Annotated in this window: 28 protein-coding genes; 16 read left to right on the forward strand and 12 right to left on the reverse strand. The window is 70.1% G+C overall.

Going from position 1 to position 23,848, the window contains the following annotated elements; translation table 11 throughout:
- Positions 1-37 precede the first annotated feature (37 nt).
- Entirely contained in the window at positions 38-823 is a 786-nt protein-coding gene (locus DCE93_RS07530) for an SGNH/GDSL hydrolase family protein (RefSeq protein WP_108596652.1), read from the forward strand.
- Positions 824-868: 45 nt separating this feature from the next.
- Here the strand turns inward: DCE93_RS07530 and DCE93_RS07535 are convergent, their stop codons facing one another.
- Together DCE93_RS07535 and DCE93_RS07540 are read right to left on the reverse strand one after the other, a co-directional pair.
- The gene (locus DCE93_RS07535; RefSeq protein WP_108595341.1) at positions 869-2,119 is read right to left on the reverse strand and encodes a D-alanyl-D-alanine carboxypeptidase family protein; all 1,251 of its coding nucleotides are present in this window, start codon (positions 2,117-2,119) and stop codon (positions 869-871) included.
- Positions 2,112-2,933, reverse strand: coding sequence for a TrmH family RNA methyltransferase (locus DCE93_RS07540; RefSeq protein WP_108595342.1), 822 nt, complete (start codon positions 2,931-2,933; stop codon positions 2,112-2,114). Before DCE93_RS07540 ends, DCE93_RS07535 begins: the two co-directional genes overlap by 8 nt.
- Positions 2,934-3,022: 89 nt before the next feature.
- Between DCE93_RS07540 and DCE93_RS07545 the strand changes: the two genes are divergently transcribed.
- Together DCE93_RS07545 and DCE93_RS07550 are read left to right on the forward strand one after the other, a co-directional pair.
- Positions 3,023-3,871, forward strand: coding sequence for an NAD-dependent protein deacetylase (locus DCE93_RS07545; protein ID WP_108595343.1), 849 nt, complete (start codon positions 3,023-3,025; stop codon positions 3,869-3,871).
- A 30-nt stretch (positions 3,872-3,901) separates the two neighbouring features.
- A complete protein-coding gene (locus DCE93_RS07550; RefSeq protein WP_108595344.1) occupies positions 3,902-4,516 on the forward strand; it encodes a histidine phosphatase family protein in 615 nt (204 codons plus the stop codon).
- Positions 4,517-4,535: 19 nt separating this feature from the next.
- On the opposite strand, the gene DCE93_RS07555 is transcribed toward DCE93_RS07550, so the two are convergent.
- Both DCE93_RS07555 and DCE93_RS07560 read right to left on the reverse strand, forming a co-directional pair.
- The gene (locus tag DCE93_RS07555) at positions 4,536-5,633 is read right to left on the reverse strand and encodes a glycosyltransferase family 4 protein (RefSeq protein WP_108595345.1); all 1,098 of its coding nucleotides are present in this window, start codon (positions 5,631-5,633) and stop codon (positions 4,536-4,538) included.
- Positions 5,630-6,526 (reverse strand): alpha/beta fold hydrolase, encoded by an 897-nt coding sequence (locus DCE93_RS07560; protein WP_108595346.1) that lies wholly within the window; start codon positions 6,524-6,526, stop codon positions 5,630-5,632. Before DCE93_RS07560 ends, DCE93_RS07555 begins: the two co-directional genes overlap by 4 nt.
- Before the next feature lie 123 nt (positions 6,527-6,649).
- Between DCE93_RS07560 and DCE93_RS07565 the strand changes: the two genes are divergently transcribed.
- Genes DCE93_RS07565 through DCE93_RS07575 form a run of 3 tightly spaced genes read left to right on the forward strand, consistent with a single transcriptional unit; the run spans position 6,650 to position 8,261 of the window.
- Positions 6,650-7,348, forward strand: a complete 699-nt coding sequence (locus tag DCE93_RS07565) for an exonuclease domain-containing protein (protein ID WP_108595347.1) — start codon at positions 6,650-6,652, stop codon at positions 7,346-7,348.
- 51 nt (positions 7,349-7,399) lie between these two features.
- Positions 7,400-7,840 (forward strand): helix-turn-helix transcriptional regulator, encoded by a 441-nt coding sequence (locus tag DCE93_RS07570; RefSeq protein WP_108595348.1) that lies wholly within the window; start codon positions 7,400-7,402, stop codon positions 7,838-7,840.
- 10 nt (positions 7,841-7,850) lie between these two features.
- Complete coding sequence (locus tag DCE93_RS07575; protein WP_108595349.1) at positions 7,851-8,261, forward strand: VOC family protein; 411 nt, start codon at positions 7,851-7,853, stop codon at positions 8,259-8,261.
- A 70-nt stretch (positions 8,262-8,331) separates the two neighbouring features.
- On the opposite strand, the gene DCE93_RS07580 is transcribed toward DCE93_RS07575, so the two are convergent.
- The 3 genes from DCE93_RS07580 to glgA form a co-directional block, all read right to left on the reverse strand.
- Complete coding sequence (locus DCE93_RS07580) at positions 8,332-8,580, reverse strand: type B 50S ribosomal protein L31 (RefSeq protein ID WP_108595350.1); 249 nt, start codon at positions 8,578-8,580, stop codon at positions 8,332-8,334.
- Between the two features lie 111 nt (positions 8,581-8,691).
- Entirely contained in the window at positions 8,692-9,477 is a 786-nt protein-coding gene (locus DCE93_RS07585; RefSeq protein ID WP_108595351.1) for an ABC transporter ATP-binding protein, read from the reverse strand.
- Between the two features lie 69 nt (positions 9,478-9,546).
- A complete protein-coding gene (glgA, locus tag DCE93_RS07590) occupies positions 9,547-10,734 on the reverse strand; it encodes a glycogen synthase (protein ID WP_108595352.1) in 1,188 nt (395 codons plus the stop codon).
- 80 nt (positions 10,735-10,814) lie between these two features.
- Here glgA and DCE93_RS07595 point away from each other — a divergent pair, with 80 nt between their 5' ends.
- The 5 genes from DCE93_RS07595 to crcB are packed head-to-tail and all read left to right on the forward strand — an operon-like array spanning position 10,815 to position 14,107.
- Positions 10,815-12,062 (forward strand): glucose-1-phosphate adenylyltransferase, encoded by a 1,248-nt coding sequence (locus tag DCE93_RS07595; RefSeq protein ID WP_108595353.1) that lies wholly within the window; start codon positions 10,815-10,817, stop codon positions 12,060-12,062.
- Complete coding sequence (gene serB, locus DCE93_RS07600) at positions 12,059-12,733, forward strand: phosphoserine phosphatase SerB (protein WP_244284119.1); 675 nt, start codon at positions 12,059-12,061, stop codon at positions 12,731-12,733. Before DCE93_RS07595 ends, serB begins: the two co-directional genes overlap by 4 nt.
- A 59-nt stretch (positions 12,734-12,792) precedes the next feature.
- Positions 12,793-13,284: a universal stress protein gene (locus DCE93_RS07605; RefSeq protein ID WP_108595354.1), complete on the forward strand. Its 492-nt coding sequence runs from the start codon at positions 12,793-12,795 to the stop codon at positions 13,282-13,284.
- The gene (locus DCE93_RS07610; RefSeq protein ID WP_108595355.1) at positions 13,281-13,733 is read left to right on the forward strand and encodes a fluoride efflux transporter FluC; all 453 of its coding nucleotides are present in this window, start codon (positions 13,281-13,283) and stop codon (positions 13,731-13,733) included. The genes DCE93_RS07605 and DCE93_RS07610 overlap by 4 nt, the downstream gene beginning before the upstream one ends.
- Positions 13,730-14,107 (forward strand): fluoride efflux transporter CrcB, encoded by a 378-nt coding sequence (gene crcB / locus DCE93_RS07615; protein WP_108595356.1) that lies wholly within the window; start codon positions 13,730-13,732, stop codon positions 14,105-14,107. The genes DCE93_RS07610 and crcB overlap by 4 nt, the downstream gene beginning before the upstream one ends.
- A 39-nt stretch (positions 14,108-14,146) precedes the next feature.
- On the opposite strand, the gene DCE93_RS07620 is transcribed toward crcB, so the two are convergent.
- Both DCE93_RS07620 and DCE93_RS07625 read right to left on the reverse strand, forming a co-directional pair.
- Positions 14,147-15,277 carry a S1C family serine protease gene (locus tag DCE93_RS07620; RefSeq protein ID WP_108595357.1) on the reverse strand — a complete coding sequence of 377 codons (1,131 nt, stop codon included), beginning with the start codon at positions 15,275-15,277 and terminating at the stop codon, positions 14,147-14,149.
- 238 nt (positions 15,278-15,515) lie between these two features.
- Positions 15,516-16,226 (reverse strand): beta-ketoacyl-ACP reductase, encoded by a 711-nt coding sequence (locus DCE93_RS07625; RefSeq protein ID WP_108595358.1) that lies wholly within the window; start codon positions 16,224-16,226, stop codon positions 15,516-15,518.
- A 133-nt stretch (positions 16,227-16,359) separates the two neighbouring features.
- Here DCE93_RS07625 and DCE93_RS07630 point away from each other — a divergent pair, with 133 nt between their 5' ends.
- From DCE93_RS07630 to DCE93_RS07640, 3 genes are read left to right on the forward strand one after another with little or no spacing between them, the layout of a single operon-like run.
- Entirely contained in the window at positions 16,360-16,767 is a 408-nt protein-coding gene (locus DCE93_RS07630) for a DUF3099 domain-containing protein (RefSeq protein ID WP_108595359.1), read from the forward strand.
- Positions 16,764-17,021: a hypothetical protein gene (locus DCE93_RS07635; RefSeq protein WP_108595360.1), complete on the forward strand. Its 258-nt coding sequence runs from the start codon at positions 16,764-16,766 to the stop codon at positions 17,019-17,021. Before DCE93_RS07630 ends, DCE93_RS07635 begins: the two co-directional genes overlap by 4 nt.
- Positions 17,018-17,854, forward strand: coding sequence for an SURF1 family cytochrome oxidase biogenesis protein (locus tag DCE93_RS07640; RefSeq protein WP_165906096.1), 837 nt, complete (start codon positions 17,018-17,020; stop codon positions 17,852-17,854). Before DCE93_RS07635 ends, DCE93_RS07640 begins: the two co-directional genes overlap by 4 nt.
- 2 nt (positions 17,855-17,856) lie before the next feature.
- Here the strand turns inward: DCE93_RS07640 and DCE93_RS07645 are convergent, their stop codons facing one another.
- Entirely contained in the window at positions 17,857-19,455 is a 1,599-nt protein-coding gene (locus DCE93_RS07645) for an ABC-F family ATP-binding cassette domain-containing protein (RefSeq protein WP_108595362.1), read from the reverse strand.
- 135 nt (positions 19,456-19,590) lie between these two features.
- Here DCE93_RS07645 and DCE93_RS07650 point away from each other — a divergent pair, with 135 nt between their 5' ends.
- A complete protein-coding gene (locus tag DCE93_RS07650) occupies positions 19,591-20,715 on the forward strand; it encodes a winged helix DNA-binding domain-containing protein (RefSeq protein WP_108595363.1) in 1,125 nt (374 codons plus the stop codon).
- A gap of 63 nt (positions 20,716-20,778) precedes the next feature.
- Here the strand turns inward: DCE93_RS07650 and DCE93_RS07655 are convergent, their stop codons facing one another.
- The gene (locus tag DCE93_RS07655) at positions 20,779-21,342 is read right to left on the reverse strand and encodes a YceI family protein (RefSeq protein WP_108595364.1); all 564 of its coding nucleotides are present in this window, start codon (positions 21,340-21,342) and stop codon (positions 20,779-20,781) included.
- 111 nt (positions 21,343-21,453) lie between these two features.
- Positions 21,454-22,614 (reverse strand): glycoside hydrolase family 3 N-terminal domain-containing protein, encoded by a 1,161-nt coding sequence (locus DCE93_RS07660; RefSeq protein ID WP_108596654.1) that lies wholly within the window; start codon positions 22,612-22,614, stop codon positions 21,454-21,456.
- A gap of 79 nt (positions 22,615-22,693) precedes the next feature.
- Here DCE93_RS07660 and DCE93_RS07665 point away from each other — a divergent pair, with 79 nt between their 5' ends.
- Positions 22,694-23,845 carry an aggregation-promoting factor C-terminal-like domain-containing protein gene (locus DCE93_RS07665; RefSeq protein WP_244284121.1) on the forward strand — a complete coding sequence of 384 codons (1,152 nt, stop codon included), beginning with the start codon at positions 22,694-22,696 and terminating at the stop codon, positions 23,843-23,845.
- The last annotated feature ends 3 nt before the right edge of the window (positions 23,846-23,848 follow it).

Genomic DNA, 23,848 nt, shown 5'->3' on the forward strand with positions numbered 1-23,848 from the left:
GACATCCTCGAACCCATGGAGCCTGCACAATGGAGGAATGGTCACGCAGCAGCATCCCTGGTCGCGCTACGTCGCCCTCGGCGACTCGTTCACGGAAGGCATCGGCGATCCCGAGCCGTCCGCGCCCGGCGGGCACCGCGGCTGGGCCGACCGTGTGGCCGAGGTGCTCGCCCAGGGCACCGAAGACTTGGCGTACGCGAACCTCGCGGTGCGCGGCAAGCTCATCCAGCAGATCATCGACGAGCAGGTCGAGCCTGCGCTCGCCCTGCGGCCCGACCTCATCACCATCTCGGCCGGCGGCAACGACGTGATCCGCCCGCGCACCGACCCCGACGAGATCGCCTCGCGCTTCGAGTACGCCGTCGAGCGGCTCTCCCGTGATCACGCGACGATCGTGATCTTCACCGGCGTCGATGTCGGCTTCTCGCCGGTCTTCCGCGGCATCCGGGGCAAGGTGGCGATCTACAACGAGAACCTTCGCGCGATCGCCGCGAAGTACGACTGCATCGTCGCCGACCAGTGGGCGCTCACCGCGATCCAGGACCAGCGCATGTGGGCGCCCGACCGGCTGCACCTGAACGCGCTCGGCCACCACACCGTCGCCCGCATGGTGCTGAGCGCCCTGAACGTCGAGAACACCCTCGAGCCCCTGAAGCCTGAGCCGCTGCATTCTGGCACCTGGCGCCAGGCCCGGGTCGAAGACTTCTCGTGGGCTCGCGAGTACCTCGTGCCGTGGGTGGTGCGCCGCATCCGGCATCAGTCCTCAGGAGACCTCATCAGCGCCAAGCGGCCGGATGCCGGGCCGTACGCCCTGCCCGACTGAACCGCGCCTCGCGTGCGATCCGGCGTCCGCAGCAGCCCTGCCGGGTCAGCCGAGCGCGCCCGGATTCGAGAGCCGCCACCACGCGCCCGGGTCCTCGATCGCCCTGTCGAGCACGAGCGGCACACTGATCTCCTGGGCGCCGACGTGCACGACGGCGGTGCCGACCTCCTCGCCGCGAGCCGCGAGCGTCACGGGCTCCGCCCGCACCTCGACATCCACGGGGGTATCGCTCCAGACGACGACGGATGCCCCGTCGGCGGCCCGTGCCCGTGCGGATTCGCCCCACGGGGTCGTGTACTCGGCGAGCACCTGGTTCGCCTCGAGCGGCACGACCTCGTGGAATCCCGGCGCGATCGAGTCGAGCAGTGCCGCGATCGCCTCGTTGAGCACGGCATGGGTCTCGCCGCCGAGCAGCACACCGACGAGCGTGACGCTCGAACCGCCGACCGGCACGTCGGCCGAGAAGAGCAGGTTCGCGGCGTCGTCGGTCGTGCCGGTCTTGATGCCGTCGACACCGTGGGTGCCGAGCAGCTTGTTCGAGTTCTTGACCGTGCCGACCTCGGGGAGGTCTGCGGTGGGCTTCGCGACGATCTCGGCGACCGTCGGATCTGCGAGGGCGATTTGGCCGAGCCGCACGAGGTCGGTCGCGGTGCTCACGTTGTCGAGCGAGAGTCCGCTGGTATCGGCGAGCTGCGTCTCTGCGAGCCCCTGTTCGGCGGCCCAGGCCCGGGCACGCTCGAGATACGCGTCGACCGAACCGAACGCCCAGTTCGCGATGGAGATCGAGTAGTTGCCGCCCGACGGCAGCAGCATGGCCTCGAGGCTCTCCCGCAGGGTCAGCGTGCTGCCGGCGGCCACCGGCGCCACTGACGAGTTCTGGGCGACCTGGTCCCAGTAGATGTCGACGTCGGCCTCGGTGTACTCGATCCCGGGTCCGCCCTCGCCCGCGGCGATCGGATGCGCCTCGAGCACGACGAGCGCTGTGACGACCTTGGTCAGGCTCGCCATCGCCATGGGCGCAGACTCGTTGCCGGCGGCGACGAGCCCGTCGAACCCGACCGCGCCCACGGCGTAGCTGCCGAAGCCGGGCAGCGCGAGCGGCTGCGGGGCCGCCGCAACCGGCTCGGGGTCGATGACCTGCGGCGCGGCGGCCGGCACCGCGGCGCCGAGCGCGTTCGCGGTGTAGACGCCGCCCGTCGTGACGAGGGCGATCACGACCGCGAGGGCGCTGAAGACGACGATGCGCCGGCGCCGGTACACCCGCGCCCTCGCCTGGCTCGCATCGACGTCAGTCACCGGCGACCTCCTCGTCGAGTGCGACCGCGTAGAGCACGACTGCGGCGGCCGCGGCGACGTTCAGCGAGTCGACCCCGTGCCGCATCGGAATCGTCACGACGCGGTCGGCGGATTCGAGCGCACTGCGACTGAGCCCGTCGCCCTCCGCGCCGAAGACGAGTGCCAGGCGCTCGGGCGGGTCGGCCGCCAGGGCGGGCAGCGAGATCGCGTCGTCGGCGAGGGCGAGCGCCGCGATCGTGAAGTCGTGGGCGCGGAGCATCCGGGCCGCCTCCGGCCACTCGGGCAGGCGGGTCCACGGCACCTGGAACACCGTGCCCATGCTCACGCGCACGCTGCGGCGGTAGAGCGGGTCGGCGCAGCGCGGGCTCACGAGCACCGCGTCGGCGCCGAGCGCGGCGACGCTTCGGAAGATCGCCCCGACGTTCGTGTGGTCGACGATGTCCTCGAGCACGACGACGCGTCGTGCATGTGAGAGGAGGTCGGCGGGGTCGGCGAGCACTGGGCGCTCGAACGCCGCGAGCGCGCCGCGATGCACGCGGTACCCGGTGATCTCCTCGAGTTGATCGGGGTCGGCGAGGTGCACCGGGATGTCGAACGGCGCGAGCACCGGCTCGAGCCCCGCGAGCCACTTCTCCTCCATGAGCACCGAGCGCGGGCGATGGCCCGCGCCGATGGCCCGGCGGATGACCTTGGCGGACTCGGCGATGTAGAGGCCCTGCTCGGGCTCGTTGGCGCTGCGCAGCGCGACGTCGGTGAGCCGTGCGTAGTCGGCCACCGCATCGGATGCCGCGTCGCGGACTCGTTCGATGTGCATTCGTCTCCTCACCCTCCAGCCTGCCAGTGCCGGAAACATTCCGGAAAACGGACACGTCTAGACTCGGACGCACGTCGAAGGGAAGGGGCATGGTGAGCACAGGCATCGAAGCTCCGTCGGCAGCCGATGAGCGGGTCGCCGAGGCGATCGAACTGCTCCGCGGTGCTCGCGTGGCCGTGCTCACGGGCGCCGGCGTCAGCACCGATTCCGGGATCCCCGACTACCGCGGCGAGGGTGCTCCGGTGCGCACGCCGATGACCGTGCAGACCTTCCTAGCCTCCGAGCGTGCGCGGAAGCGCTACTGGGCGGGCAGCCACCTCGGCTGGCGCAGCTTCGGCAGCGCTGTGCCGAACCGGGGGCACCTCGCCCTCGCCGAACTCGAGGCCCGAGGCATCGTCGACGGCGTGATCACGCAGAACGTCGACGGCCTGCATCGCCGGGCCGGCAATCAGCACGTCATCGAACTGCACGGCAGCATGGACCGCGTGCTGTGCATCACGTGCGGTCAGCACTACGCACGCCAGTCGATCGCCGAGCGGCTCGAAGCCCTGAACCCCGAGATCGACCTGGAGACGGCGATCCGGCCGGCTCCCGACGGCGATGTCGTGGTCGACGACGTCGACGCGATGGTGATCCCGTCGTGCACCGTCTGCGGCGGCATCCTGAAACCCGATGTCGTCTTCTTCGGCGAGTTCGTGCCCGCAGACACCTTCCAGGCCGCCGCGTCGCTCGTGCGCGGCGCCGACGTGCTGCTCGTGGCCGGTTCCTCGCTCGTGGTGAACTCCGGCATGCGCCTCATCGAGCAGGCCCGCCGAAAGCGCCTGCCGATCGTCGTCGTGAACCGCGGCATCACGAAGGGCGACAGCCGGGCAGCGGTCAAGATCGACGCGGGCACCAGCGAGACGCTCACCGCCTTCGCGGCCGCGCTCGATTCGTGACGACCGCCGTCGATCTGTGAGAGTTGACGAATGACGGATGCCCCGACCGACGCCACTCCCACCGCACCGGTGCTCATCGCCCTCGTGCGGCACGGCGAGACCGACTGGAACCGCGAACGACGCATCCAGGGCGCGACCGACATCCCGCTGAACGAAACCGGGCGTCGGCAGGCCGAGCTGACGGCCGCGCGCCTCGGCACTGAGCGCTGGGACGCCGTCTACGGCACGCCCCTCTCGCGTGCCTCGGAGACCGCGCAGATCATCGCCCGGCACCTCGAGCTGCCCGAGCCGCAGCTCGTCGCCGCGCTCGCCGAGCGCCGCCACGGCGTGCTCGAGGGCCACGACCACGCCGGACGCGCTGCCCTCGAGGCGCGAGCCGCGACCATCGAGGGGCTGGAGCCCCGATCGGCCGTCATCGAACGGGCGACCGCCGCGCTCGCGGAGATCGCCGGCGCGCATCCCGGCGGCTCCGTCATCGTCGTCTCGCACGGCGGCGTCATCCACTCGCTCATGCTCCACCTGAGCGGCTGGACGCTGCCCGGCGCCGGCTACGCGATCGCCAACGGCTCGGTGCACCTCGTGCGATTCGCGGCCGGCGTGCTCGAACTCGTCGAGCCCGAGGCGCTCACGGGTACCGAAGCCTGATCGCCAGGCCCTGCTCTCGTCAGCGGCCGCGACGACGGCGGCGGCGCCCCTCGCCGGCGACCGTCGCCCGCATGAGCGTCAGGAGACGCTCGGCCGACGCCGCCCAGTTGTAGCGGGCGGTGACGCCGACGGAGAGCTCCGAACGACGCTCCCACTCCCCCGCTCGCTCGAGCGACCACAGCGCCGCGACGAGCGACTCGGGATTCTCCGGGTCGAAGTAGACCGCGGCCTCGCCGCCGATCTCGCGGAAGATCGGGATGTCGCTGACGACGACCGGTGTGCCGAGCCGCATGGCCTCGACGAGCGGGATGCCGAAGCCCTCGGCCTTCGAGGCGTGCACGAGCGCGGTCGCCCCTGAGAGCAACTCGGCGTACGCGGCATCCGTTGCGCCGTCGTGGAAGACGAGTCGCGCCTGCGGGGCGAGCCGCGTGAGCCGCGCCCGCTCGTCTCGGCTGATGCGGCTCATGAGATGCAGCTCGTGGTCGGGCAGTGCTGCGACCGCTCGCACGAGCGTGTCGACGTTCTTGTACGGCATGTAGGAGCCCATGTAGACGAGCCGGTGCCCCTCGGGCCGCACCCGGGGCAGCGACGGCGCACCGAGATCGTCGGCGGCGTTCGGCACGACCGTGACCGGCCGGTCGGTGAGGTGATGCTCGTGGATGAGCCCCGCAGTGGTCTCGGAGACGGTGACCACCTGGTCGGCGCGGTTCAGCAGCAGGCGCTGGGGCCACCAGGCGAGGTGGAAGAGCCGCCAGAGCAGGCGCACGGGCGCCGGCAGGTCGCGCGGCGGCGTGCGGTTCTCGTAGTAGATGAGGTCGTGCACCGTGAGCAGCAGCTTGTAGTCGCGGCCCCAGGAGCCCATCGTCTGCATGGGCGTGAAGACGACGTCGGGTCGCAGCCGCTTGACCTGCAGCGCCACGAGGGGCTCACGGATGCTCGTGGGCGAACTCACGAGCTGCCACGGCAGGTCGGGCAGCATGTCGAGCTGGCGATGGTCGCTGACCAGCATGGTGAGCGGATGCCGCTTGCCGAGTTCGGTGACGATGCCCGCGGTGAATCGGCTGATGCCGTCGTGCTGCCCGATGCGGGTGTACCGGCAATCGACGATGATCCTCACGCGCGCGCTCCGGCGCGGAGGAACCGCAGGATGCGCGCCGCGGCATCGCCCGGGGTCTCGTAGTGGATGAGGTGGCCGACCTCTGGGATCACCTCGAGCGTCGCGTCGGGGAACAGCGTGACGAGCCGGTGCTGCGCCGCGAGCGGGGTGACGTCGTCGCGCTCGGCGGCGACGAGCAGCGTCGGCACGGCGATGTCGGCGGCGTACTGGCTCACGTCGTTGCTCACGGAGGCGCGGAACGCCTCGAGCACCGCGTCTCGGTCGCCGAATGCGGAGAAGTACCGGTCGTGCTGGTCGTGGATGAACCGGCGGAGCGACTTCGACCGCGTCTTCGCCATGGTCACGCTCATGACGCGCACGATGGCGCCGTTCCGGAGCAGGGCGAAGCCGGCACGCTCGGGAAGGGCCGCTGCGGCGCGGTAGTAGAGCACGGCGAGGCGGGTCATGATGCCGCGTGGCCCCTCGAGCGCCGGAGCGCCGATGGGATTGACGAGCACGAGGCGCTCGGGGGCGAGCCCGCCGGCGACGGCCGCTGCAGACACGATCGACCCGAACGAGTGGCCGAGCAGCGAGTACGGCCCCGTGATGCCGACGGCGTCGATGAACCCGCCGAGCCACTCGGCGTACGCCGCGATGTCGTGCGGGCGGTCGGCGAACGTCGCCGACTCGCCGAAGCCCGGAAGGTCGGGCGAGACGATGCGGAACCCGGGCAGCTGGGCGACGACGGGCTCGAGGCCGTGGTGGTCGCCGCGGAAGCCGTGCACGAGCACCAGCACCGGGGCATCCGCTTCGCCGTACTCCCACCAGGCGGTCTGGGTGCCGGCGACGTCGACGCGGTGCGCCCGCACCGGGATGCGAGCGAGCTGCTCGGCGTACGGGGAGGTGATCATCATCGACATTCTATGGCGCGGCGCCGGGCGCCGACTGAGGGCTGTGCAGAGCGGCCGGACCACGGATGCCGCCGACACGCGCCGGTCCGGCGCGATGATGACGGTGGCCGACCATAGCCTGACGCCATGGATCTCACGGGAGCCCACTGGGCCGACACACTCGCCGTCTTCGACCTCGAGACCACCGGCATCGACGTCGACACGTGTCGCATCGTCACCGCCCACGTCGGCGTGCTCGGTGCGTCGGGAGAAGTGCTCGAGCGACGTGAATGGCTCGTCGACCCCGGCGTCGAGATCCCCACGGCTGCCTCACTCATCCACGGGGTCACCACCGAGCGCGCGCGTGCCGAGGGTCAGTCGGCGCCGGCCGCGGTCGTCGAGATCATCACTGCACTGACGGATGCCGCGGCGCGCGGCCTGCCGATCGTCGCCTACAACGCCGCCTACGACCTCACCATCCTCGATCGCGAGGCAGGCCGCTACGGCCTCGCTCCCCTGCCCGTGCCCGGTGCGGTCATCGACCCGCTCGTCATCGACAAGGCCGTCGATCGCTACCGCCGCGGCAAGCGCACCCTCTCCGCCACCGCCGAGCACTACGGGGTGACGCTCGAAGACGCCCACGACGCCGGCGCCGACGCTGTGGCCGCCGGGCGCGTCGCCCAGGCGATCGCCCGTGCCCACCCCGAACTCGCCACGATCGCCGTCGCCGAACTGCATGCCCGCCAGGTCGATTGGTGCCGGGAGCAGGCCGAGAGCTACCAGGCCTGGCGACGGGCCAACGGCGACGCCGAATTCACGACGTCGGGCGCCTGGCCGGTTCGCTGAGCCGGGCCCCGCGCCCGCTGCACCCGGCGAGGCGGATGCTACCGTGGAATCATGACTCCGCAGGAGCTCGAGAGCCTCGTTCTGCTGCGTCGCGCCCGCGACCTGATCGATCGCGAGTACGCGAAACCGCTCGACGTTCCGACCATGGCCGAGCGGGCGTTCATGTCACCGGCGCACTTCTCGCGCCAGTTCCGCGCCGCCTACGGCGAGACCCCCTACAGCTACCTGATGACCCGCCGCATCGAGCGGGCGATGGCCCTGCTGCGAGCCGGCGTGAGTGTGACCGAGGCATGCATGACCGTCGGTTGTACGTCGCTGGGCTCGTTCAGCTCGCGGTTCTCCGAGATCGTCGGGGAGACGCCGACCGCGTACCGCAGCCGCGCGCACGATGCGGTCAACGCGATGCCCGCCTGCGTCGCGAAGACGTACACCCGACCGGTTCGGGGCGCTTCGAGCAGGATCGAAGAAGCGGGCGCGGTGGCGGCGGCGTAGCGTCACTGCCATGACCATCGCACTCCAGTACACCAACATCACCGTCAACGACGTCGACGAGTCGCTCGCGTTCTACCGGGACGCGCTCGGCCTCGCGGTGCAGAACGACGTGGCATCCGGCGAGTTCCGCTGGGTCACCCTCGGCAGCGATGCCCAGCCCGGACTCGGCATCGTGCTCTCGGAGCCGCACGCCGGCCGTTCGAAGGCCGACGGCGACGCCATGCAGGAACTCCTCGCCAAGGGCGTCCTGCCGATGCTCGTGTTCCGCTCCGACGACGTCGATGCGACGTTCGAGACCGTGCGCGCATCGGGCGCCGAGGTGCTCCAGGAACCCATCGATCAGGGCTGGGGTCCGCGGGACTGCGCCTTCCGCGACCCGTCGGGCAACACCGTGCGCATCTCGCAGGCGCCCGACGCCTGAGCGATCCGTCGCTCCTCGAATACGAAGAGGACCCCGTCGATTCCGACGGGGTCCTCTTCGGAGATTCGAACTACTTGCCGAAGTTCTTGAAGCGCTGGTTGAACTTCTCGACGCGGCCGGCCGAGTCCATGATGCGCTGCTTGCCCGTGTAGAACGGGTGCGACTCCGACGAGATCTCGACGTCGATGACCGGGTAGGTCTCACCGTCGAGCTCGATCGTCTTGTCGCTCGTCGCCGTCGAACGGGTGAGGAACGTGGCGCCCGAAGCGAGGTCGCGGAAGACGATGGCGTTGTACTCGGGGTGGATGTCGGTCTTCATGGAGACTTCCTTGGTTGTTCGGATGGTGGATTCGAAGCCTGCGTGCACGCAGGAAAGAGGTCGGCCCACGGGCCAGCTATCGAGTCTAGCAGAACCGACGGCGGTGGACGATCACACGGCGCGTGCCGCGTACCGGCCGTCGGTCTCGGTGAGTTCGATCGTCATGCCGAACGTCTCGGAGAGGTTCTCTGCCGTGAGCGCCTCGGCGAGAGGGCCCGCCGTGACGATGGCGCCCTTCCTGAGCAGCATGGCGTGGGTGAAGCCGACCGGAATCTCTTCGACGTGATGGGTGACCATGACGATCGCCGGCGATGCCGTCGACGCCGCATAGCCGCCGAGGAGGCCGACGAGTTCTTCGCGCGCCCCGAGGTCGAGGCTCGCAGCCGGTTCGTCGAGCAGCAGGAGTTCGGGGTCGGTCATGACCGATCGAGCGATCTGCACCCGCTTCTGCTCTCCGTCGGAGAGGCTGCCGAAGCGGCGGTCGGCGAAGCCTTCGAGGCCCCACTCCGAGAGCACCCGCTGCGCACGGCGCAGGTCGATGCTCTCGTACTCCTCGTTCCAGCGCCCGGTCACCGAGTACGCCGCGGTGAGCACGACGTCGAGCACGGTCTCGTTGCGCGGAATCTTGCGCGCCATCGCCGTCGAGGCGAAGCCGATCATGGGGCGCAGTTCGAAGACGTCGACCTTGCCGAGTGCCTCCTGCAGCACATCGGCGGTGCCAGAGGTGGGGTGCATCGCCGCGGCGGCGATCTGCAGCAGCGTGGTCTTGCCCGCACCGTTCGGCCCGAGGATGACCCAGCGTTCGTCGGAGGCGACGCTCCAATCGACCGAGTCGAGGATCGTGTTGCCGTCGCGGACCACCGACACATCGTGGAACTGCAGAACCGTACTCGCCATGGTTCCCATGCTATCGGCAGCGCGGAGGTCGCTCCGCCCACGCGACGCGCTGTGCGTGCCGCCCGCCGGTCAACGGGCGAGCACTCGACCGTAGAGATCGAGCGTGCGTTCGGCGATCGCCGCCCACCCGAAATCGGCCTCTGCCCGGCGCCGTCCGGCCGCGCCCATCGCGGCCGCCCGCTGCGGATCCGCCACGACGGCGGTCAGGGCCGCCGCGAGATCGGCGACGAAACGGTCGGGGTCGACGGGCGTTCCGGTGCCGTCGTCGAGCTGCTCGATCGGCACGAGCACCCCCGTGACGCCGTCGGCGACGACCTCGGGGATGCCGCCCGTCGCCGTGCCCACGACGGGCGCACCGCAGGCCATCGCCTCGAGGTTCACGATGCCGAGCGGCTCGTAGACCGAGGGGCAGACGAAGGTCGTCGCGGCGGACAGGAGCGCGGTGAGCTCACCCCTGGGCAAGTGCCGGTCGATCCAGACCACGCCCTCCCGTTCGGCGCGCAGCGCCTCGACGAGCGCCGTGACCTCGGCCATGATCTCCTCGGTGTCCGGCGCACCGGCGCACAGCACGAGCTGCACGTCATCGGGCAGCAGTCGTGCGGCTCGAAGCAGGTAGGGCAGGCCCTTCTGCCTGGTGATCCGGCCCACGAAGACGATCGACGGCCGTTCGGGATCGACGCCGAGCGCGCGAACGGCATCCGGGTCGCGCCGCGGGGCCCAGTCGTCGAGATCGATGCCGTTGTAGACCACCTCGACCCGGGCGGGATCGATCGAGGGATACGCGCGGAGGATGTCACGCCGCATGCCCTCGCTGACGGCGATCACCGCGTCGGCGTCTTCGAAGGCGTTTCGCTCGACCCACGACGACAGGCGATAGCCGCCACCGAGTTGCTCGGCCTTCCACGGGCGCAAGGGCTCGAGGCTGTGCGCCGTCACGACGTGCGGCACGCCGTGCAGGCGCTTCGCCGTGAACCCGGCGAAGTTCGCGTACCAGGTGTGCGAGTGCACGAGATCGGCGCCCGCGGTGTCGCCTGCCATGAGCAGGTCGACGCCCATGGTGCCGAGAGCCGGGTTCGCCGCCGAGAATTCCGCCGGTGTCGCGTACCCGAAGGTGCCGGGATCGGAGCGAGGCGAACCGAAGCACCTCACCTGCACGTCGATGCTCGTGCGGAGGGCGCGGACGAGTTCGGCCACGTGCACGCCGGCACCGCCGTAGACCTCGGGTGGGTATTCGCGGGTGAGCAGGTCGACGCGCATGCAGCAAACGTAGCGCAGCGGCATCCGTCACGCCCTGACTTCGCCACCCGCCGACCCGCCTCGCTGACTACAGTTGTGCCATGGCCACGCGAAAGGTATTCGGCATCGTCCTCGCCGGCGGCGAGGGCAAACGACTCATGCCCCTCACAGCAGACCGCGCGAAGCCCGCAGTACCGTTCGGCGGTCAGTACCGCCTGATCGACTTCGCGCTGTCGAATCTGCTGAACTCGGGTCTGCGTCAGATCGTCGTGCTCACCCAGTACAAATCGCACAGCCTCGACCGGCACGTCTCGCAGACCTGGCGCATGAGCGGCCTGCTCAACTCCTACGTCGCCTCCGTGCCTGCACAGCAGCGTCTCGGCAAGCGGTGGTTCTCGGGCTCCGCCGACGCGATCCTGCAGAGCCTCAACCTCATCTACGACGAACAGCCCGACATCATCGTCGTCGTGGGCGCCGACCACGTGTACCGCATGGATTTCGGCCAGATGATCGATGCGCACGTCGAATCCGGGGCGGCTGCGACCGTCGCCGCGATCCGGCAGCCGATCGGACTCGCCGACCAGTTCGGCGTCATCGAGGTCGACCCGGCCCGCCCCGACAAGATCCACCGATTCCTCGAGAAGCCCACCGACCCGGTCGGCCTGCCCGACTCGCCGCGCGAAGTGCTCGCCTCGATGGGCAACTACGTCTTCGACGCGAGCGCCCTGATCGACGCGGTGCTCAGCGACGGTGAGCGCACGGACTCGAGTCACGACATGGGCGGCGACATCATCCCGGCATTCGTGGCGCAGGGCGCGGCCGGCGTCTACGACCTGCAGCGAAACGAAGTACCGGGCTCCACCGTTCGCGACCGGTACTACTGGCGCGACGTCGGCACCATCGACTCCTTCTTCGAAGCCCACCAAGACCTCATCTCGGTGCTGCCGGTCTTCAACCTCTACAACCGCCAGTGGCCGATCTTCAGCCAGCAGTTGAACTCGCCCCCGGCGAAGTTCACCCGCGACGCCCGCGGCACGCTCGGCACCGTGATCGACTCGATCGTCTCGCTCGGCTCGGTCATCTCGGGCGCGCACGTCGAACGCAGCGTGATCGGGCCGTGGGCCGTCGTCGGCTCAGGAGCCCACGTCGCCGACTCGATCCTCTTCGACCGGGCGCGCATCGATGCCGGTGCCACCGTGCGGCGGGCCATCCTCGACAAGGAGGTCGTCGTCGACGCCGGCGCAAGAATCGGCGTCGACCGGGCCGAAGACCTCGCCCGAGGATTCATCGTGACCGACTCCGGCATCACCGTCGTGGGCAAGGGCTCGCGCGTCCGGGCGATCGCGTGAGCACCGGCGCCACCGGCCGCGCGAGCGGCCCGCTCGTCGTGCTCGACGCCGACTCCACGCTGATCCGCGAGGAGGCGATCGAGCTCCTCGCGGAGGCGGCCGGCAGCCTCGAGCACGTCGCGGCGGTCACCGAGCGCGCGATGCGCGGTGAACTCGATTTCGCCGAGAGCCTTCGGGAACGCGTCGCGACGCTCGCCGGGCTCGAGGTCTCCGCGCTCGCCGTGGCACGCGAACGCATGACGCCCACGCCCGGCGTGCGCGAACTCATTGCGGGCGTGCACGCGGCGGGCGGATGCGTCGGCGTGGTCTCCGGCGGCTTCCACGAGATGCTCGACCCCCTCGCCGCTCGCCTCGGGCTCGACTTCTGCCGGGCGAACCGGCTCGAGGTCGAAGCGGGCCTTCTCACCGGGCGTGTCGACGGACCGATCATCGACGCCGCCGCGAAGGCCGCAGCGCTCGAGGAGTGGGCGCGGGAGCGGGGCATCCCGCTGCACCGCACGGTCGCGGTCGGCGATGGGGCGAACGACCTGCAGATGCTCGATCGCGCGGCGCTCGGCGTCGCGTTCTGCGCGAAGCCCGTCGTGCGCGCCCGTGCAGACGTCTCGATCGACCGGCCCGACCTCGCGCCGGTGCTCGCGCTGCTGGGCCTGCGGCGCAGCGGTCGTCGTTGACCGTTCCCGGGTGCCCGCGTAGCATCGCGACCAAGGCTGAACGGGGCGAAGGCCGTACTATGCACTCTGTCGTGGTGGGCGTCACGCCCGGGCAACCACCGGTCGTCGTGCTGCACGCGGCGGCCTTCGCCGCCAGGTTTCAGACCGATCTGGTGTGCGCCCACGTCAACCCGGGCCGATTCGTGACGGCGGAGGCCGCCGATGGTTCGGTCTCGAGTTCGTCGATCGACCCCGATTTCGGCGACGAGCGCGAGGGCGAGTTCGATGCCGAGCTCGCTGCCGCCCTGGGCGAGATCCTCGCCCCGACGGGTGCGGCCTGGCGCCCGCTCGCACTCGCGGGCGATGTCGCGCGCGCCCTCGGCCATCTGGCCGACACCCTCGACGCGTCGATGATCGTCGTGGGCGCCCACGAGCACTCGGTCAGCGGAAGCATCCAGGAGTTCTTCAATCGTTCGATCGGTGTGCAGCTCGCCCATCAGCAGTCGCGTCCGGTCGTCATCATCCCCGCTCGAGCACCGGGGGTCCGGTCGTACCTCCCGGGGAAGGAGTGAAGCCCGCGGCACGCCCGCCCCACCTCAGGTGGGCGCCGATCGGACTCGTCGCGGTAGGCGGCGCGCTCGGGACGGCCTCACGCGGGGGCCTCTCGCTCGTGATCCCGAACCTCGCCGATGTGCCGCTCTCCATTGCGATCATCAATGTCGTGGGTGCGTTCGTACTCGGCTACCTCTCCTCCTCGGTGACCTTCCTGGGTGCAGACAGCTCGACGGCGAAGAACCTCAAGCTGCTCCTCGGCACCGGCTTCTGCGGCGGCTTCACGACCTACAGTTCGTTGGCGATCGATACCGCGGTGCTCATCATGCGCGGTTCGGTGGGCGTGTCGGTGCTGTACTCGCTCGGCACCGTGACCGTCGGCGGGCTGGCGACTTGGCTCGGCCTCGTGGCAGGCTCGAGCGTCAGCGACCGGAAGGCGCGAACGACGAACGCGGAGGCCGCATCATGACACTGCCGGTCCTGCTCCTCCTGGCCGTCGCCGGCGGCGTCGGCGCCGGCGTGCGCCTCGTCGTCGACGGGGTCGTCCGCTCTCGCCTTCGCACCGCGTTCCCATGGGCGACGACCATCGTCAACGTGTCGGGATCGCTCGTGCTCGGCATCATCACCGGATTGACCCTCTCCCACCTGCTGCCGAGCGACCTCGGCGTCGTGATCGGCACGGGCTTCCTCGGCGGCTACACGACGTTCAGCACCGCGAGCTACGAGACGGTGCAGCTGCTCAAGCAGCGACGCTATGCGGCGTCGTTCACCAGCGGCGTGCTCATGCTCGTCTTCTGCGTCGCCGCTGCGGCGATCGGCCTCTGGATCGGGCGCGCCCTCTGATCGCTCACGTGCGCTCGGCCTGAGCGATCGAGTAGGCCTTCAGCTCCGGGGTGCTTCCTGCAGCGTCACGGTCGTGGTCGCCGTCATTCCGTCGCGCAGGTACCCGATCTCGACCTCGTCCCCCGGTTGGGCTTCGAGGGTGATCGCCGTCAAGGTCTCCGGACTGGTCGCCGGCTCACCGTCGACGGTGAGGATGATGTCCCCGGCCTGGATCCCGGCTTCAGCGGCGGGTCCCCCGGCGACGACCGAGGCGACGTAGAGGCCGGCCTCGACGCCGAAGTCGGCGGCGGAGTTCGCCGAGATCGCGGCGACGGCCACACCGAAGTACGGATAGCTCGCGCTGCCGGTCTCGATGATCTGGTCGACGATCGAGATCGCACGATCGACGGGAACCGCGAAACCGATTCCCACGCTGCCGCCGCCCGATTCGCCCGAGGAGGTGGGCACCGTGGCGATCGCCGTGTTGATGCCGATCAGCCTGCCGTCGCAGTCGACGAGGGGGCCACCGGAGTTGCCGGGGTTGATCGCGGCATCCGTCTGGATCGCCCCAGCGAGCAGCGTGGTCTGGTCGTCGTCGCTCGGAACGGTCACGTCTCGCCCCACAGCGCTGACGATGCCGGCGGTCACGGTGCCCGAGAGCCCGAGCGGGGCGCCGAGGGCGACGACCGGTTGTCCGACCTGAACCTGCTCCGAACTGCCGAGCTCGATCGTCGGCAACGGGCTCGAGTGGTCGACCTTGAGTACGGCGAGGTCGGCACGGGGGTCGCGCCCGACGAGCGTCGCGGGAGCCGTCTCGCCGCTGCTGTAGAGCACGGTGATCTCGCCGCCGTTCGCCGCGACCGAGATCACGTGGTTGTTCGTGACGATGTAGCCGTCATCGCGGATGATCTCGCCGGTTCCGACACCCCCCTCGGCGCCGTTCGTCGCAGAGATCGTCACGACCGCCGGCAGCACCTCGTTCGAGACCGTCGTCGCGTCGCACACGGCGCCGGCCGAGGAGACGGCTGCAGGAGTCGGCGATGCGGACGGAGCCGGCGCGCCGATATTCCGCCCCAGCAGACCGCCGATGAATCCCGCGATCAGGCCGAGCACGACCGCGATCGCGACGACGATCCAGACCCATCCACGACTCGGCCGCTCACGGGTGCGCTCTTCACCGATTTCCGACATGGTTCCCCCTTGCCATGCTCACCGCTGCAGGACCGGGCATGCCTGCATCGCCCGATTCGTCAGTTCCCCCGAACTGAAGCTGCATCGCACGTCGAACTCCGACCCGCGTGCCCCAGTCTGGCCTTCGATGATCCGCAAGGTCAACAACCCGTCCGATCGTGTCGGCGAGGCAGTGCTCGGGCGGCCCCGATGAGTCCGAACGGGAAACGGGGCGCGCCGGCGACGGCCGTGCTGGGATCTAGTGACCCATGCCGAGTCCGCCATCGACCGGAATGACGGCTCCCGAGATGTAGCCGGCGTCGTCGCCGGCGACCCAGGCGACGACCTTCGCGACCTCGTCGGGCGTCGCGAACCGGGCGAGCGGAATGCTCTTCCGGTATTCCGCCTGCTGCGCCTCGGGCAGTGCGTCGGTCATGTCGGTCTCGATGAAGCCCGGTGCCACGACGTTCGCAGTGATGTTTCGGGCACCGAGCTCGCGGGTGAGCGATCGGGCCATGCCGACGAGCCCCGCCTTCGACGCCGAGTAGTTCACCTGGCCGGCGGAGCCGTAGAGGCCGACGACGCTCGAGATCAGCACGATCCGGCCGAATCGGGCCTTCAGCATGCCCTTCGACGCACGCTTGACGACCCGGAACGCACCGGTGAGGTTCGTGTCGATGACACTCGTGAACTCGTCTTCGCTCATGCGCAGCAGCAGGGTGTCACGGGTGATGCCGGCGTTGGCGACGACGACCTCGACGGGGCCGAGTGCGGCCTCGATCTCGGTGAACGCCGCGTCGACGGATGCCGCATCGGTGACGTCGGCGCGTACGGTGAGCGAGCCCTCCGGCCCTTCACCCGAGCGCGCGGTGACGGCGACCCGGTGCCCTTGCGCGATGAACTCGCTGGCGATCGCGAAGCCGATGCCTCGATTGCCACCGGTCACGAGAACGGTGCGGCTCGTCGTCATGCGTGCATCTCCTTCTGGGGTCGGGCCGATCGGCCCGTTTCAGCATAGAGGCTCGGACATTCGGGGCATCCGCCGCCCGTCGATGGACGTAGGCTTAACCAAGAGGAGCGCCGCAGACCCACGGCGACCAGCCATGAAGCAGCAGCAGGCGATCACGACGCTGCCTCCCTCGCCCGAAGCGGAGCGGCGGTCGCGCATGATCAAGTACACGATCGCGATGTCGATTCGTGTGCTCTGCATCTTCGCGCTGCTCTTCGCGAAGGGCTGGTGGCTCGCGGTGTTCGCCGCGGGAGCCATCCTCCTCCCGTACTTCGCCGTCGTGCTCGCGAACGTGAGCGGACCCACCAGGCAGCCGCGGGTGCTGCGCCCCGGCGGGCTCGTGCGGAGCACTCCCCCGCAGATGCCGCAACCGACGGAGTCCCCGATCGACGATACGAAGTTTCCGTTGCCCGATGACGGCGCGACGAACCCGAGCGACGCGGGTGGGCCGACGCCGACGCCGACGAGCGATTCCCGCGACGACGAACGCGGTGCCGCATGATCGGTGGCCTGGGCGCATCGCCCGACCACGGCGCCTGCTCGCGCGCGGAATGCCGCAAGCCCGCGACGTGGCGCATCGACTGGCGCAATCCGCGCATCCACACCGCTGACCGCGGCAAGACCTGGCTCGCGTGCGACGAGCACGTCGACTACCTGCGCGGGTTCCTCGAGGCGCGGTCGTTCCCGGTCGCGGTCGCGGCATTCGACGTCATCGACGAGGCCCGATCGGATGCCGCGGACGGAGGCCGGCCGTGAACGACTGGCGCTTCCTCCTGCACCGCCGATGGGCGGGCTACCTCGTGCTCACGATCATCTTCGCGATCGTGAGCTCGGCGCTCGGCACCTGGCAGCTCAATCGGCGCGCAGAGGCGCTCGCCGAGGTCGCCCGTATCGATGCGAACTACGACGCCGAGGCCGTTCCCGTCGCCGAGGCGCTGCCCGATCCCGCCTCGTTCGACATCGACCAGCGGTGGCAGGTCGTCTCCCTGTCGGGTGAGTACCTCGTCGATGAGGAGGTGGTGGTGCGAAACCGGCCGTTCGAGGGGAGCTCGGGCTTCCAGGTCGTCACCCCGTTCCGGCTCGACGACGGCACCGTGTTCATGATCGATCGCGGATGGATCGCCCAGAACTCCGCCGGGCGGCCGAGCGATGTGCCGGCCCCGCCGGCCGGGCACGTCGAGGTCGAGGCGCGGCTGAAGGCGGGCGAGGGCCGCATCGAAGGCCGAACGTCGACGGGTGTCGAGTTCGCCACGATCGACCTCGAAGAGCTCTCCGAGCGCGTCGGCGAGCCGAGCTACACCGCGGCGTACGGCGTGCTCGTGCAATCCGGCGCCGATGCCGACGAGCCCCCGCTGGCCGCGGCGCGACCCGAGCGCGACGAGGGGCCGCACCTCTCCTATGCGCTGCAGTGGTTCGTCTTCGCGTTGATGGCCTTCATCGGCCTCGCGTGGGCGGCCAATCAGGAGCGCAAGGCCATCGCCGAGGCATCCGGTTCGATGGATGCCTCGACGCGCGCGCCGCGCAAACCGAGACAGCCGAAACGCGACGTCGACGCCGATCTCGAAGACGGCGTGCTCGACCGGCGCTGAACTCAGGCCAGTTCGATGAGCTCCTGGTACTCGCGGCTCCAGTGGTCTTCGGTGCCGTCGGGCATGATGAGCACACGCTCGGGGTTCAGCGCCTCGACCGCTCCGGGGTCGTGCGAGACGAGCACGACGGAGCCCTCGTAGTGCGCGAGTGCGTCGAGGATCTCGGCACGGCTCGCCGGGTCGAGGTTGTTGGTCGGTTCGTCGAGGAGCAGCACGTTCGCACCTGAGACGACGATCATCGCGAGTGCGAGACGCGTCTTCTCGCCGCCCGACAGCACTCCGGCGGGCTTGTGCACGTCGTCGCCCGTGAAGAGGAACGAGCCGAGCACCTTGCGCGCCTCGGTCTCGGTGAGGTTCGGCGAGGCGCTGACCATGTTCTGGAGCACCGAACGCTTGACGTCGATGGTCTCGTGCTCCTGGGCGTAGTAGCCGACGCGCAAGCCGTGACCGGCCTCGACGACGCCGGTGTCGGGTGCGTCGACGCCCGCGAGGATGCGCAGGAGCGTCGTCTTGCCGGCACCGTTCAGGCCGATGATGACGACCTTCGATCCGCGGTCGATCGCGAGATCGACCGCGGTGAAGATCTCGAGCGAGCCGTAGCTCTTCGAGAGGTCGGATGCGGTGATCGGCGTGCGGCCGCACGGGGCCGGCGTCGGGAAACGCAGCTTCGCGACGCGGTCGACGGCGCGCACCTCCTCGAGGCCCGCGAGGAGCTTCTCGGCGCGAGCGACCATCTGGTGCGCCGCCGCGGCCTTCGAGGCCTTCGCTCCGAACTTCGCGGCCTGCAGTTGCAGGACTCCCGCCTTCTTCTCGGCGTTCATCCGCTCCTTCTTGCGACGCTCCTCGTCGGCGGCGCGCTGACGCTGATAGTGCTTCCAGCCCATGTTGTAGATGTCGATCGCCGAACGGTTCGCATCGAGGTAGAAGACGCGATTCACGACCTCGCCGACGAGCACGACGTCGTGCGAGATCACGATGACGCCGCCCCGGTAGTTCTTCAGGAACTCGCGAAGCCAGACGACGGAGTCGGCGTCGAGGTGGTTCGTCGGTTCGTCGAGGATCATCGTCTCGGCATCGGAGAAGAGGATGCGGGCGAGCTCGATGCGGCGTCGCTGGCCGCCGGAGAGGGTCTTCAGCGGCTGGTCGAGGATGCGGTCGGGCAGGTTCAGGTTCGATGCGATCGAAGCCGCCTCGGCTTCGGCGGCGTACCCGCCGAGCGCGTTGAAGCGGTCGGTGAGGTTGCCGTACTTCTTCATCGCGCGCTCGGCGACCGCGGGGTCGTCGCTGCCCATCTGCATGGATGCCTCGTGCATGCCGAGCGCGATCTGCCCGAGCCCGCGCGCATCGAGGATGCGGGTGCGGGCGAGCATCTCGGGATCGCCTGAGCGCGGGTCTTGAGGCAGGTAGCCGATCTCGCCGCTGCGGTCGATGCGACCTGCGGTGGGCAGCGTCTCGCCGGCGAGCGTCTTCGTGAGAGTGGTCTTGCCGGCGCCGTTCCGGCCGACGAGGCCGATCTTGTCACCGTCGGAGACGCGGAAGTCGACGTGCTCCATCAGCACGCGCGCACCGATGCGGATCTCGAGATCATGGACGGCGAGCACGGGTTTCCTCCGAAGGAGCAGGGGCGGGATGGCGTGCCGAGTGGCACAGCCTCCCAGTCTATCCCGCTCGGGTGACCGGGAGGCGGCATATGCGGCGGGTGAGCGGATGTCTCAGGCATCCGCCAGACTCTGAGCATGCCGGATCTCGCCAGCGACGCCCGCGTTCGCGCCGCGCGACTCGAATCGCACGGGCTCTCGCACGGCCTGCCGTCGGTCGCTGCGGCGGTGCGACGTCTCGGCGCCGTGCAGGCGCAAGACTTCGCCGCGTCGAAATGGGTCGTCGGCTCGCGCGTGCGCGGTTCGGTCGCCGCCGACGTCGATGCCGCGATCGAGTCGCGCGAGGTGCTCCGCTCGTGGCCGATGCGAGGCACCCTGCACCTCGTGCCCGCCGAGTCGTTGCGCGACATCCTCGCGATCACCGGCCCGCGCATCCTGCAGCGCGCCACCGCCACGCACCGCGAGCTCGGGCTCGATGCCGGGGTGTACGCGACCGCGCGGCGCGTCGCCGAGCGCGAGCTCGAGGGCGGTCGTTCGCTCTCTCGCGACGAACTGCAGGCGGCGTGGCAGTCCGCCGGAATCGAGACCACCGGTCAGCGGGGGTACCACCTGATCTGGTGGCTCGCCCAAGACGCCGTGCTGTGCTGCGGGCCCGTCGAGGGTTCCGGCCAACGGTTCGTGCTCCTCGACGAGTGGTCGCCGCGGGCCGCACCGATGTCGACCCGCGACGAGACCCTGGCGCGGCTGTTCATCTCGTATGTCACCGGGCACGGTCCTGCCACGGTGCACGACTTCGCCTGGTGGGCGGCACTGACGCTCACCGATGCCCGCGCGGCCCTCGCCGGCGCGGGCGATGCGGTCGCCGCGTTCGACGGCGAGCGATTCGTCGGCGCCGACCATGGCCGCTCGTCGGGCCACGCGGGGTCAGACGTGTCGTCGACGCCCCTGCCCACGAGATCCGGGGGTCAGCATGTGCTCGCCGCCTTCGACGAGTACTACCTCGGCTATCGAGACCGGGGCCCGGTCTGCCACCCCGACCACGCTCGACGGGTGGTGCCGGGGGCGAACGGCGTCTTCCAGCCGACCCTCGTGCAGAACGGCCGAGTCGTCGGACTCTGGCGACCGCTCAAGCGTGCGCGCGCGACATCCGTGACGCTCGACGGCTTCGATGGCCCGCTGAACCCGGCCCGGTTCACTCCGAGACTGCGCGAGTGGGCGAGGTTCTGGGGACGAGAGCTCGGTGAGGTCTCCGTACTCACGTGACCGGTGCGCACACGAACGGCGGCCGTGCGCTCGGCACGACCGCCGTTCGACCTGCTGCCGGGACTACTGCTCGAGCGCGGCCTGCAGCTCGAGCGTGATGGTGACCTGCTCGCCGAGGAGCACACCGCCGGTCTCGAGGGCGGCGTTGTAGTGCAGCCCGAAGTCCTCGCGGTTGATCACGGTCTTCGCCGTGGCGCCGCCCTTGTAGTTGCCGTAGGGGTCGCCGCCGAAGCCGCCGAAGTCGAAGTCGAAGGTGACGGGCTTCGTGATGCCGCGGATGGTGAGATCGCCGTCGACCTTGAAGTCGCCCTTCTCGACGCGAACACCGGTGGAGACGAAGTCGATGGTCGGATAGGTCTCGGCCTCGAAGAAGTCGCCGGTGCGCAGGTGCGCGTCACGGTTCGGCTCGTTGGTCGTGATCGAGGCGACCTCGACCGACGCGGTCACGCTCGAGTCGAGCGGGTTCTCCGCGGTGACGAACGTCGCGTCGAAGCGCTCGAACTTGCCCTTGACCTTGCTGATCATGAGATGGCGGATGCTGAAGCCGACCTCGCTGTGGGCGGTGTCGATCTTCCAGGTGCCGGCGCGGTATCCGGGAATCTCGATCGTCGAGGCAGTGGTCGTCATGGTGGGCAATCTCCCGTGTTCGATGTCATGGTGACCGTTCGGCCACACGTATGCAAACGCATATAGCGCCGGGGTATTCCCACTCACCGAAACGCGTCGCGCGATCGGGGATCAGCCCGCGAGGCTGCGGCGCAGGCTCAGCACACGCTCGACCGCCGCATCGAGACGGGCCTCCCCGATGCGACCCGACTGCACCGCAACGACGATCGCCGCGACGAGGCCGTCGATCGAGATGCCCATCGTCGACGGATCCGCCGGGAGCACGTAGAGGAGCAGGTCGGCGCCCGCGGCGACCGCCCGCACGGCGTTCTCACCCGGGTCGGCGAACTCCGGCAGCCCGTTGTGCTGCAGCATCAGCATGTCGTCGGTGACGACGACGCCGGCGAACCCGAGCTCCTCGCGGAGGATGCGGTGCCACTCGGGCGAGAGCGACGCCGGCGCCGTGTCGACCGCGGGGTAGCTCAGGTGTCCGGTCATCACGAGTTCGGCACCCGAATCGATGCCGCTCGCGAACGGCAGCGCCGGTCCGGCGTGCCATTCGTCGAGGCCGAGCGGTGCCGTCGGGATGCTCGAATGCGAGTCACCGGGCGCCGCCCCGTGTCCTGGGAAGTGCTTGAGCGTGCTCGCGACGATCCCCTGCTCCCCCGCGACCGCACCGGCGACGCGGTCGGCGGAGCCGACCGGGTCGGTTCCGAGCACGCGTCCGAAGAGGAACGACTCCGGATCGGCCGTGACATCGGCCACGACGCCGAAGTTCACCGTGACACCGCTCGCTGCGAGCACGGCAGCGCGGGCGGCGAACGCCGCCTCCGCTGCATCCGGAGCCTCGGCACGCAAGGTATCGGCGGCGGCCGCGACGTCCCACGGCAACCGCTGCACCTCGCCGCCCTCTTCATCGATGCCGATGAGCACGGGCGCCTCGGGGTCGACCTGCAACGCCGTCGTGAGTGCGCCGAGCTCGGCCGGCCCGGCGGGCACATTGTCACCCATGAGGATGAGACCCGACACGCCCGCGTCCACGAGTGCCCGCAGCGGCGCCGGATCCGTGCCCGGGGCGTGCAGCATGAACAGCGAAGCCGCCTTCTGCTCGATCGTGAGCTGCGACATCCGCTCGTCGACCCACGCGGCGACGGGATCCACCCGCTCGACTGTGGGCGTCGGTTCGGCGGGGCGGGTGGGCACGGCATCGAGCGGGGCAGCGGCGCACGCCGTCGATGACAGCAGGGCCGCCGCCAGCATGAGCGGTAGGAACGCCCGTGGCTTCACTCGCATTCGAACGACTGTACGGTGCGTGTCCGAACGACCGCCGAGAGAGCTCGTGGGTAGACTCGCCGCCTCGAAGGGGGTGTGCGTGCGGCAGAGGTCGAGGTTCGCAGCAGTCGCGGCGGCGATCGTCGCTGCGGCCATGATCCTGCCCATCGCCCCGGCGTTCGGCGAGGACTACCCGAGCTGGGACGAGGTCGCCGCCGCCAAGCAGAACGTCGCATCGCGGGAGACGGAGGCCGCGCGGATCACGGGTCTCGTCGCCTCGCTCGAGACGGCGGCCGCGAAACTCGGCGATGCCGCAGTGGAAGCGGCGGGTGCGTCGGCCGCTGCCGCGTCCGCCCACGTCGCGGCCGAGGAACGCTCGGCGAAGCTCGACGCGGCCTTCGACGTTGCCGACGCCGAAGCGCGTGCGTCGGGCGAGCAGCTCGGACGAGTCGGCGCCGTCCTCGCCCGCACCGGCGGGGCGGATGTCAGCCTGCGGCTGCTGCTCGCCGAGGACGGCTCGAGCGAGCTGCTGCAGGGGCTGGCCCGTGCGGCGCAGCTCACGAAGCTGTACGGCGCCGTCGCCGACCGAGCGCAGGCCGCCGAGTCGCAATCGGCCGCGCTGTCGGCACAGGCCGAGGTCGCGGAACGAGAACGAGCCCGCCTCGCCGATCGCGCGGCCGCTGCGGCTGCGGCGGCGGAGACCGCGCACGAGGCGGCCGAGGTGGAACTCGCCGCGCAGCGCACCGTGGTCGACACGTTGTACGCTCAGCTCGCGAGCCTTCGTGACAGCACGGCCGGGCTCGAACGCCAGTATCAGGCCGGCGAGCAACTGCGGAAGGAAGCCGCGGAGCGAGAGCGGGCAGCCGCAGAAGCGAACAGCGGCAGCGATGCCGGGAGCGGTGCCGGGAGCGGAGTCGGCAGCGCCCCGCCGCCGGGGGTCGTCGTCGACACCGCTGGCGCGAAGGCCTACGCGGCCGGCGCGGTTGCGCGATACGGCTGGGGCGGCGGCGAATACCAGTGTCTCGTGCGACTCTGGACGCGGGAGTCGAGTTGGCGTGCCGATGCCTACAACGCGTCGAGCGGCGCCTACGGCATTCCGCAGTCGTTGCCGGGCAGCAAGATGGCCAGTGCGGGCGCGGACTGGCGCACCAACGCCGCGACCCAGATCGAGTGGGGCCTGTCGTACATCGCCGGTCGCTACGGTGCGCCGTGCGGCGCCTGGGCGCATTCGGAGCGGTTCAACTGGTACTAGCGG

It is taken from the genome of Agromyces badenianii (genome assembly GCF_003070885.1).
Lineage (GTDB): Bacteria > Actinomycetota > Actinomycetes > Actinomycetales > Microbacteriaceae > Agromyces > Agromyces badenianii.

Coding starts and splice junctions, on each gene's coding strand:
- DCE93_RS07530 (WP_108596652.1), top strand. CDS start 38: ATGGTCACGCAGCAGCATCCCTGGTCGCGCTACGTCGCCCTCGGCGAC.
- DCE93_RS07540 (WP_108595342.1), bottom strand. CDS start 2,933: ATGCACATCGAACGAGTCCGCGACGCGGCATCCGATGCGGTGGCCGAC.
- DCE93_RS07545 (WP_108595343.1), top strand. CDS start 3,023: ATGGTGAGCACAGGCATCGAAGCTCCGTCGGCAGCCGATGAGCGGGTC.
- DCE93_RS07550 (WP_108595344.1), top strand. CDS start 3,902: ATGACGGATGCCCCGACCGACGCCACTCCCACCGCACCGGTGCTCATC.
- DCE93_RS07560 (WP_108595346.1), bottom strand. CDS start 6,526: ATGATGATCACCTCCCCGTACGCCGAGCAGCTCGCTCGCATCCCGGTG.
- DCE93_RS07565 (WP_108595347.1), top strand. CDS start 6,650: ATGGATCTCACGGGAGCCCACTGGGCCGACACACTCGCCGTCTTCGAC.
- DCE93_RS07570 (WP_108595348.1), top strand. CDS start 7,400: ATGACTCCGCAGGAGCTCGAGAGCCTCGTTCTGCTGCGTCGCGCCCGC.
- DCE93_RS07575 (WP_108595349.1), top strand. CDS start 7,851: ATGACCATCGCACTCCAGTACACCAACATCACCGTCAACGACGTCGAC.
- DCE93_RS07580 (WP_108595350.1), bottom strand. CDS start 8,580: ATGAAGACCGACATCCACCCCGAGTACAACGCCATCGTCTTCCGCGAC.
- DCE93_RS07585 (WP_108595351.1), bottom strand. CDS start 9,477: ATGGCGAGTACGGTTCTGCAGTTCCACGATGTGTCGGTGGTCCGCGAC.
- glgA (WP_108595352.1), bottom strand. CDS start 10,734: ATGCGCGTCGACCTGCTCACCCGCGAATACCCACCCGAGGTCTACGGC.
- DCE93_RS07595 (WP_108595353.1), top strand. CDS start 10,815: ATGGCCACGCGAAAGGTATTCGGCATCGTCCTCGCCGGCGGCGAGGGC.
- DCE93_RS07605 (WP_108595354.1), top strand. CDS start 12,793: ATGCACTCTGTCGTGGTGGGCGTCACGCCCGGGCAACCACCGGTCGTC.
- crcB (WP_108595356.1), top strand. CDS start 13,730: ATGACACTGCCGGTCCTGCTCCTCCTGGCCGTCGCCGGCGGCGTCGGC.
- DCE93_RS07620 (WP_108595357.1), bottom strand. CDS start 15,277: ATGTCGGAAATCGGTGAAGAGCGCACCCGTGAGCGGCCGAGTCGTGGA.
- DCE93_RS07625 (WP_108595358.1), bottom strand. CDS start 16,226: ATGACGACGAGCCGCACCGTTCTCGTGACCGGTGGCAATCGAGGCATC.
- DCE93_RS07630 (WP_108595359.1), top strand. CDS start 16,360: ATGAAGCAGCAGCAGGCGATCACGACGCTGCCTCCCTCGCCCGAAGCG.
- DCE93_RS07635 (WP_108595360.1), top strand. CDS start 16,764: ATGATCGGTGGCCTGGGCGCATCGCCCGACCACGGCGCCTGCTCGCGC.
- DCE93_RS07650 (WP_108595363.1), top strand. CDS start 19,591: ATGCCGGATCTCGCCAGCGACGCCCGCGTTCGCGCCGCGCGACTCGAA.
- DCE93_RS07655 (WP_108595364.1), bottom strand. CDS start 21,342: ATGACGACCACTGCCTCGACGATCGAGATTCCCGGATACCGCGCCGGC.
- DCE93_RS07660 (WP_108596654.1), bottom strand. CDS start 22,614: ATGCGAGTGAAGCCACGGGCGTTCCTACCGCTCATGCTGGCGGCGGCC.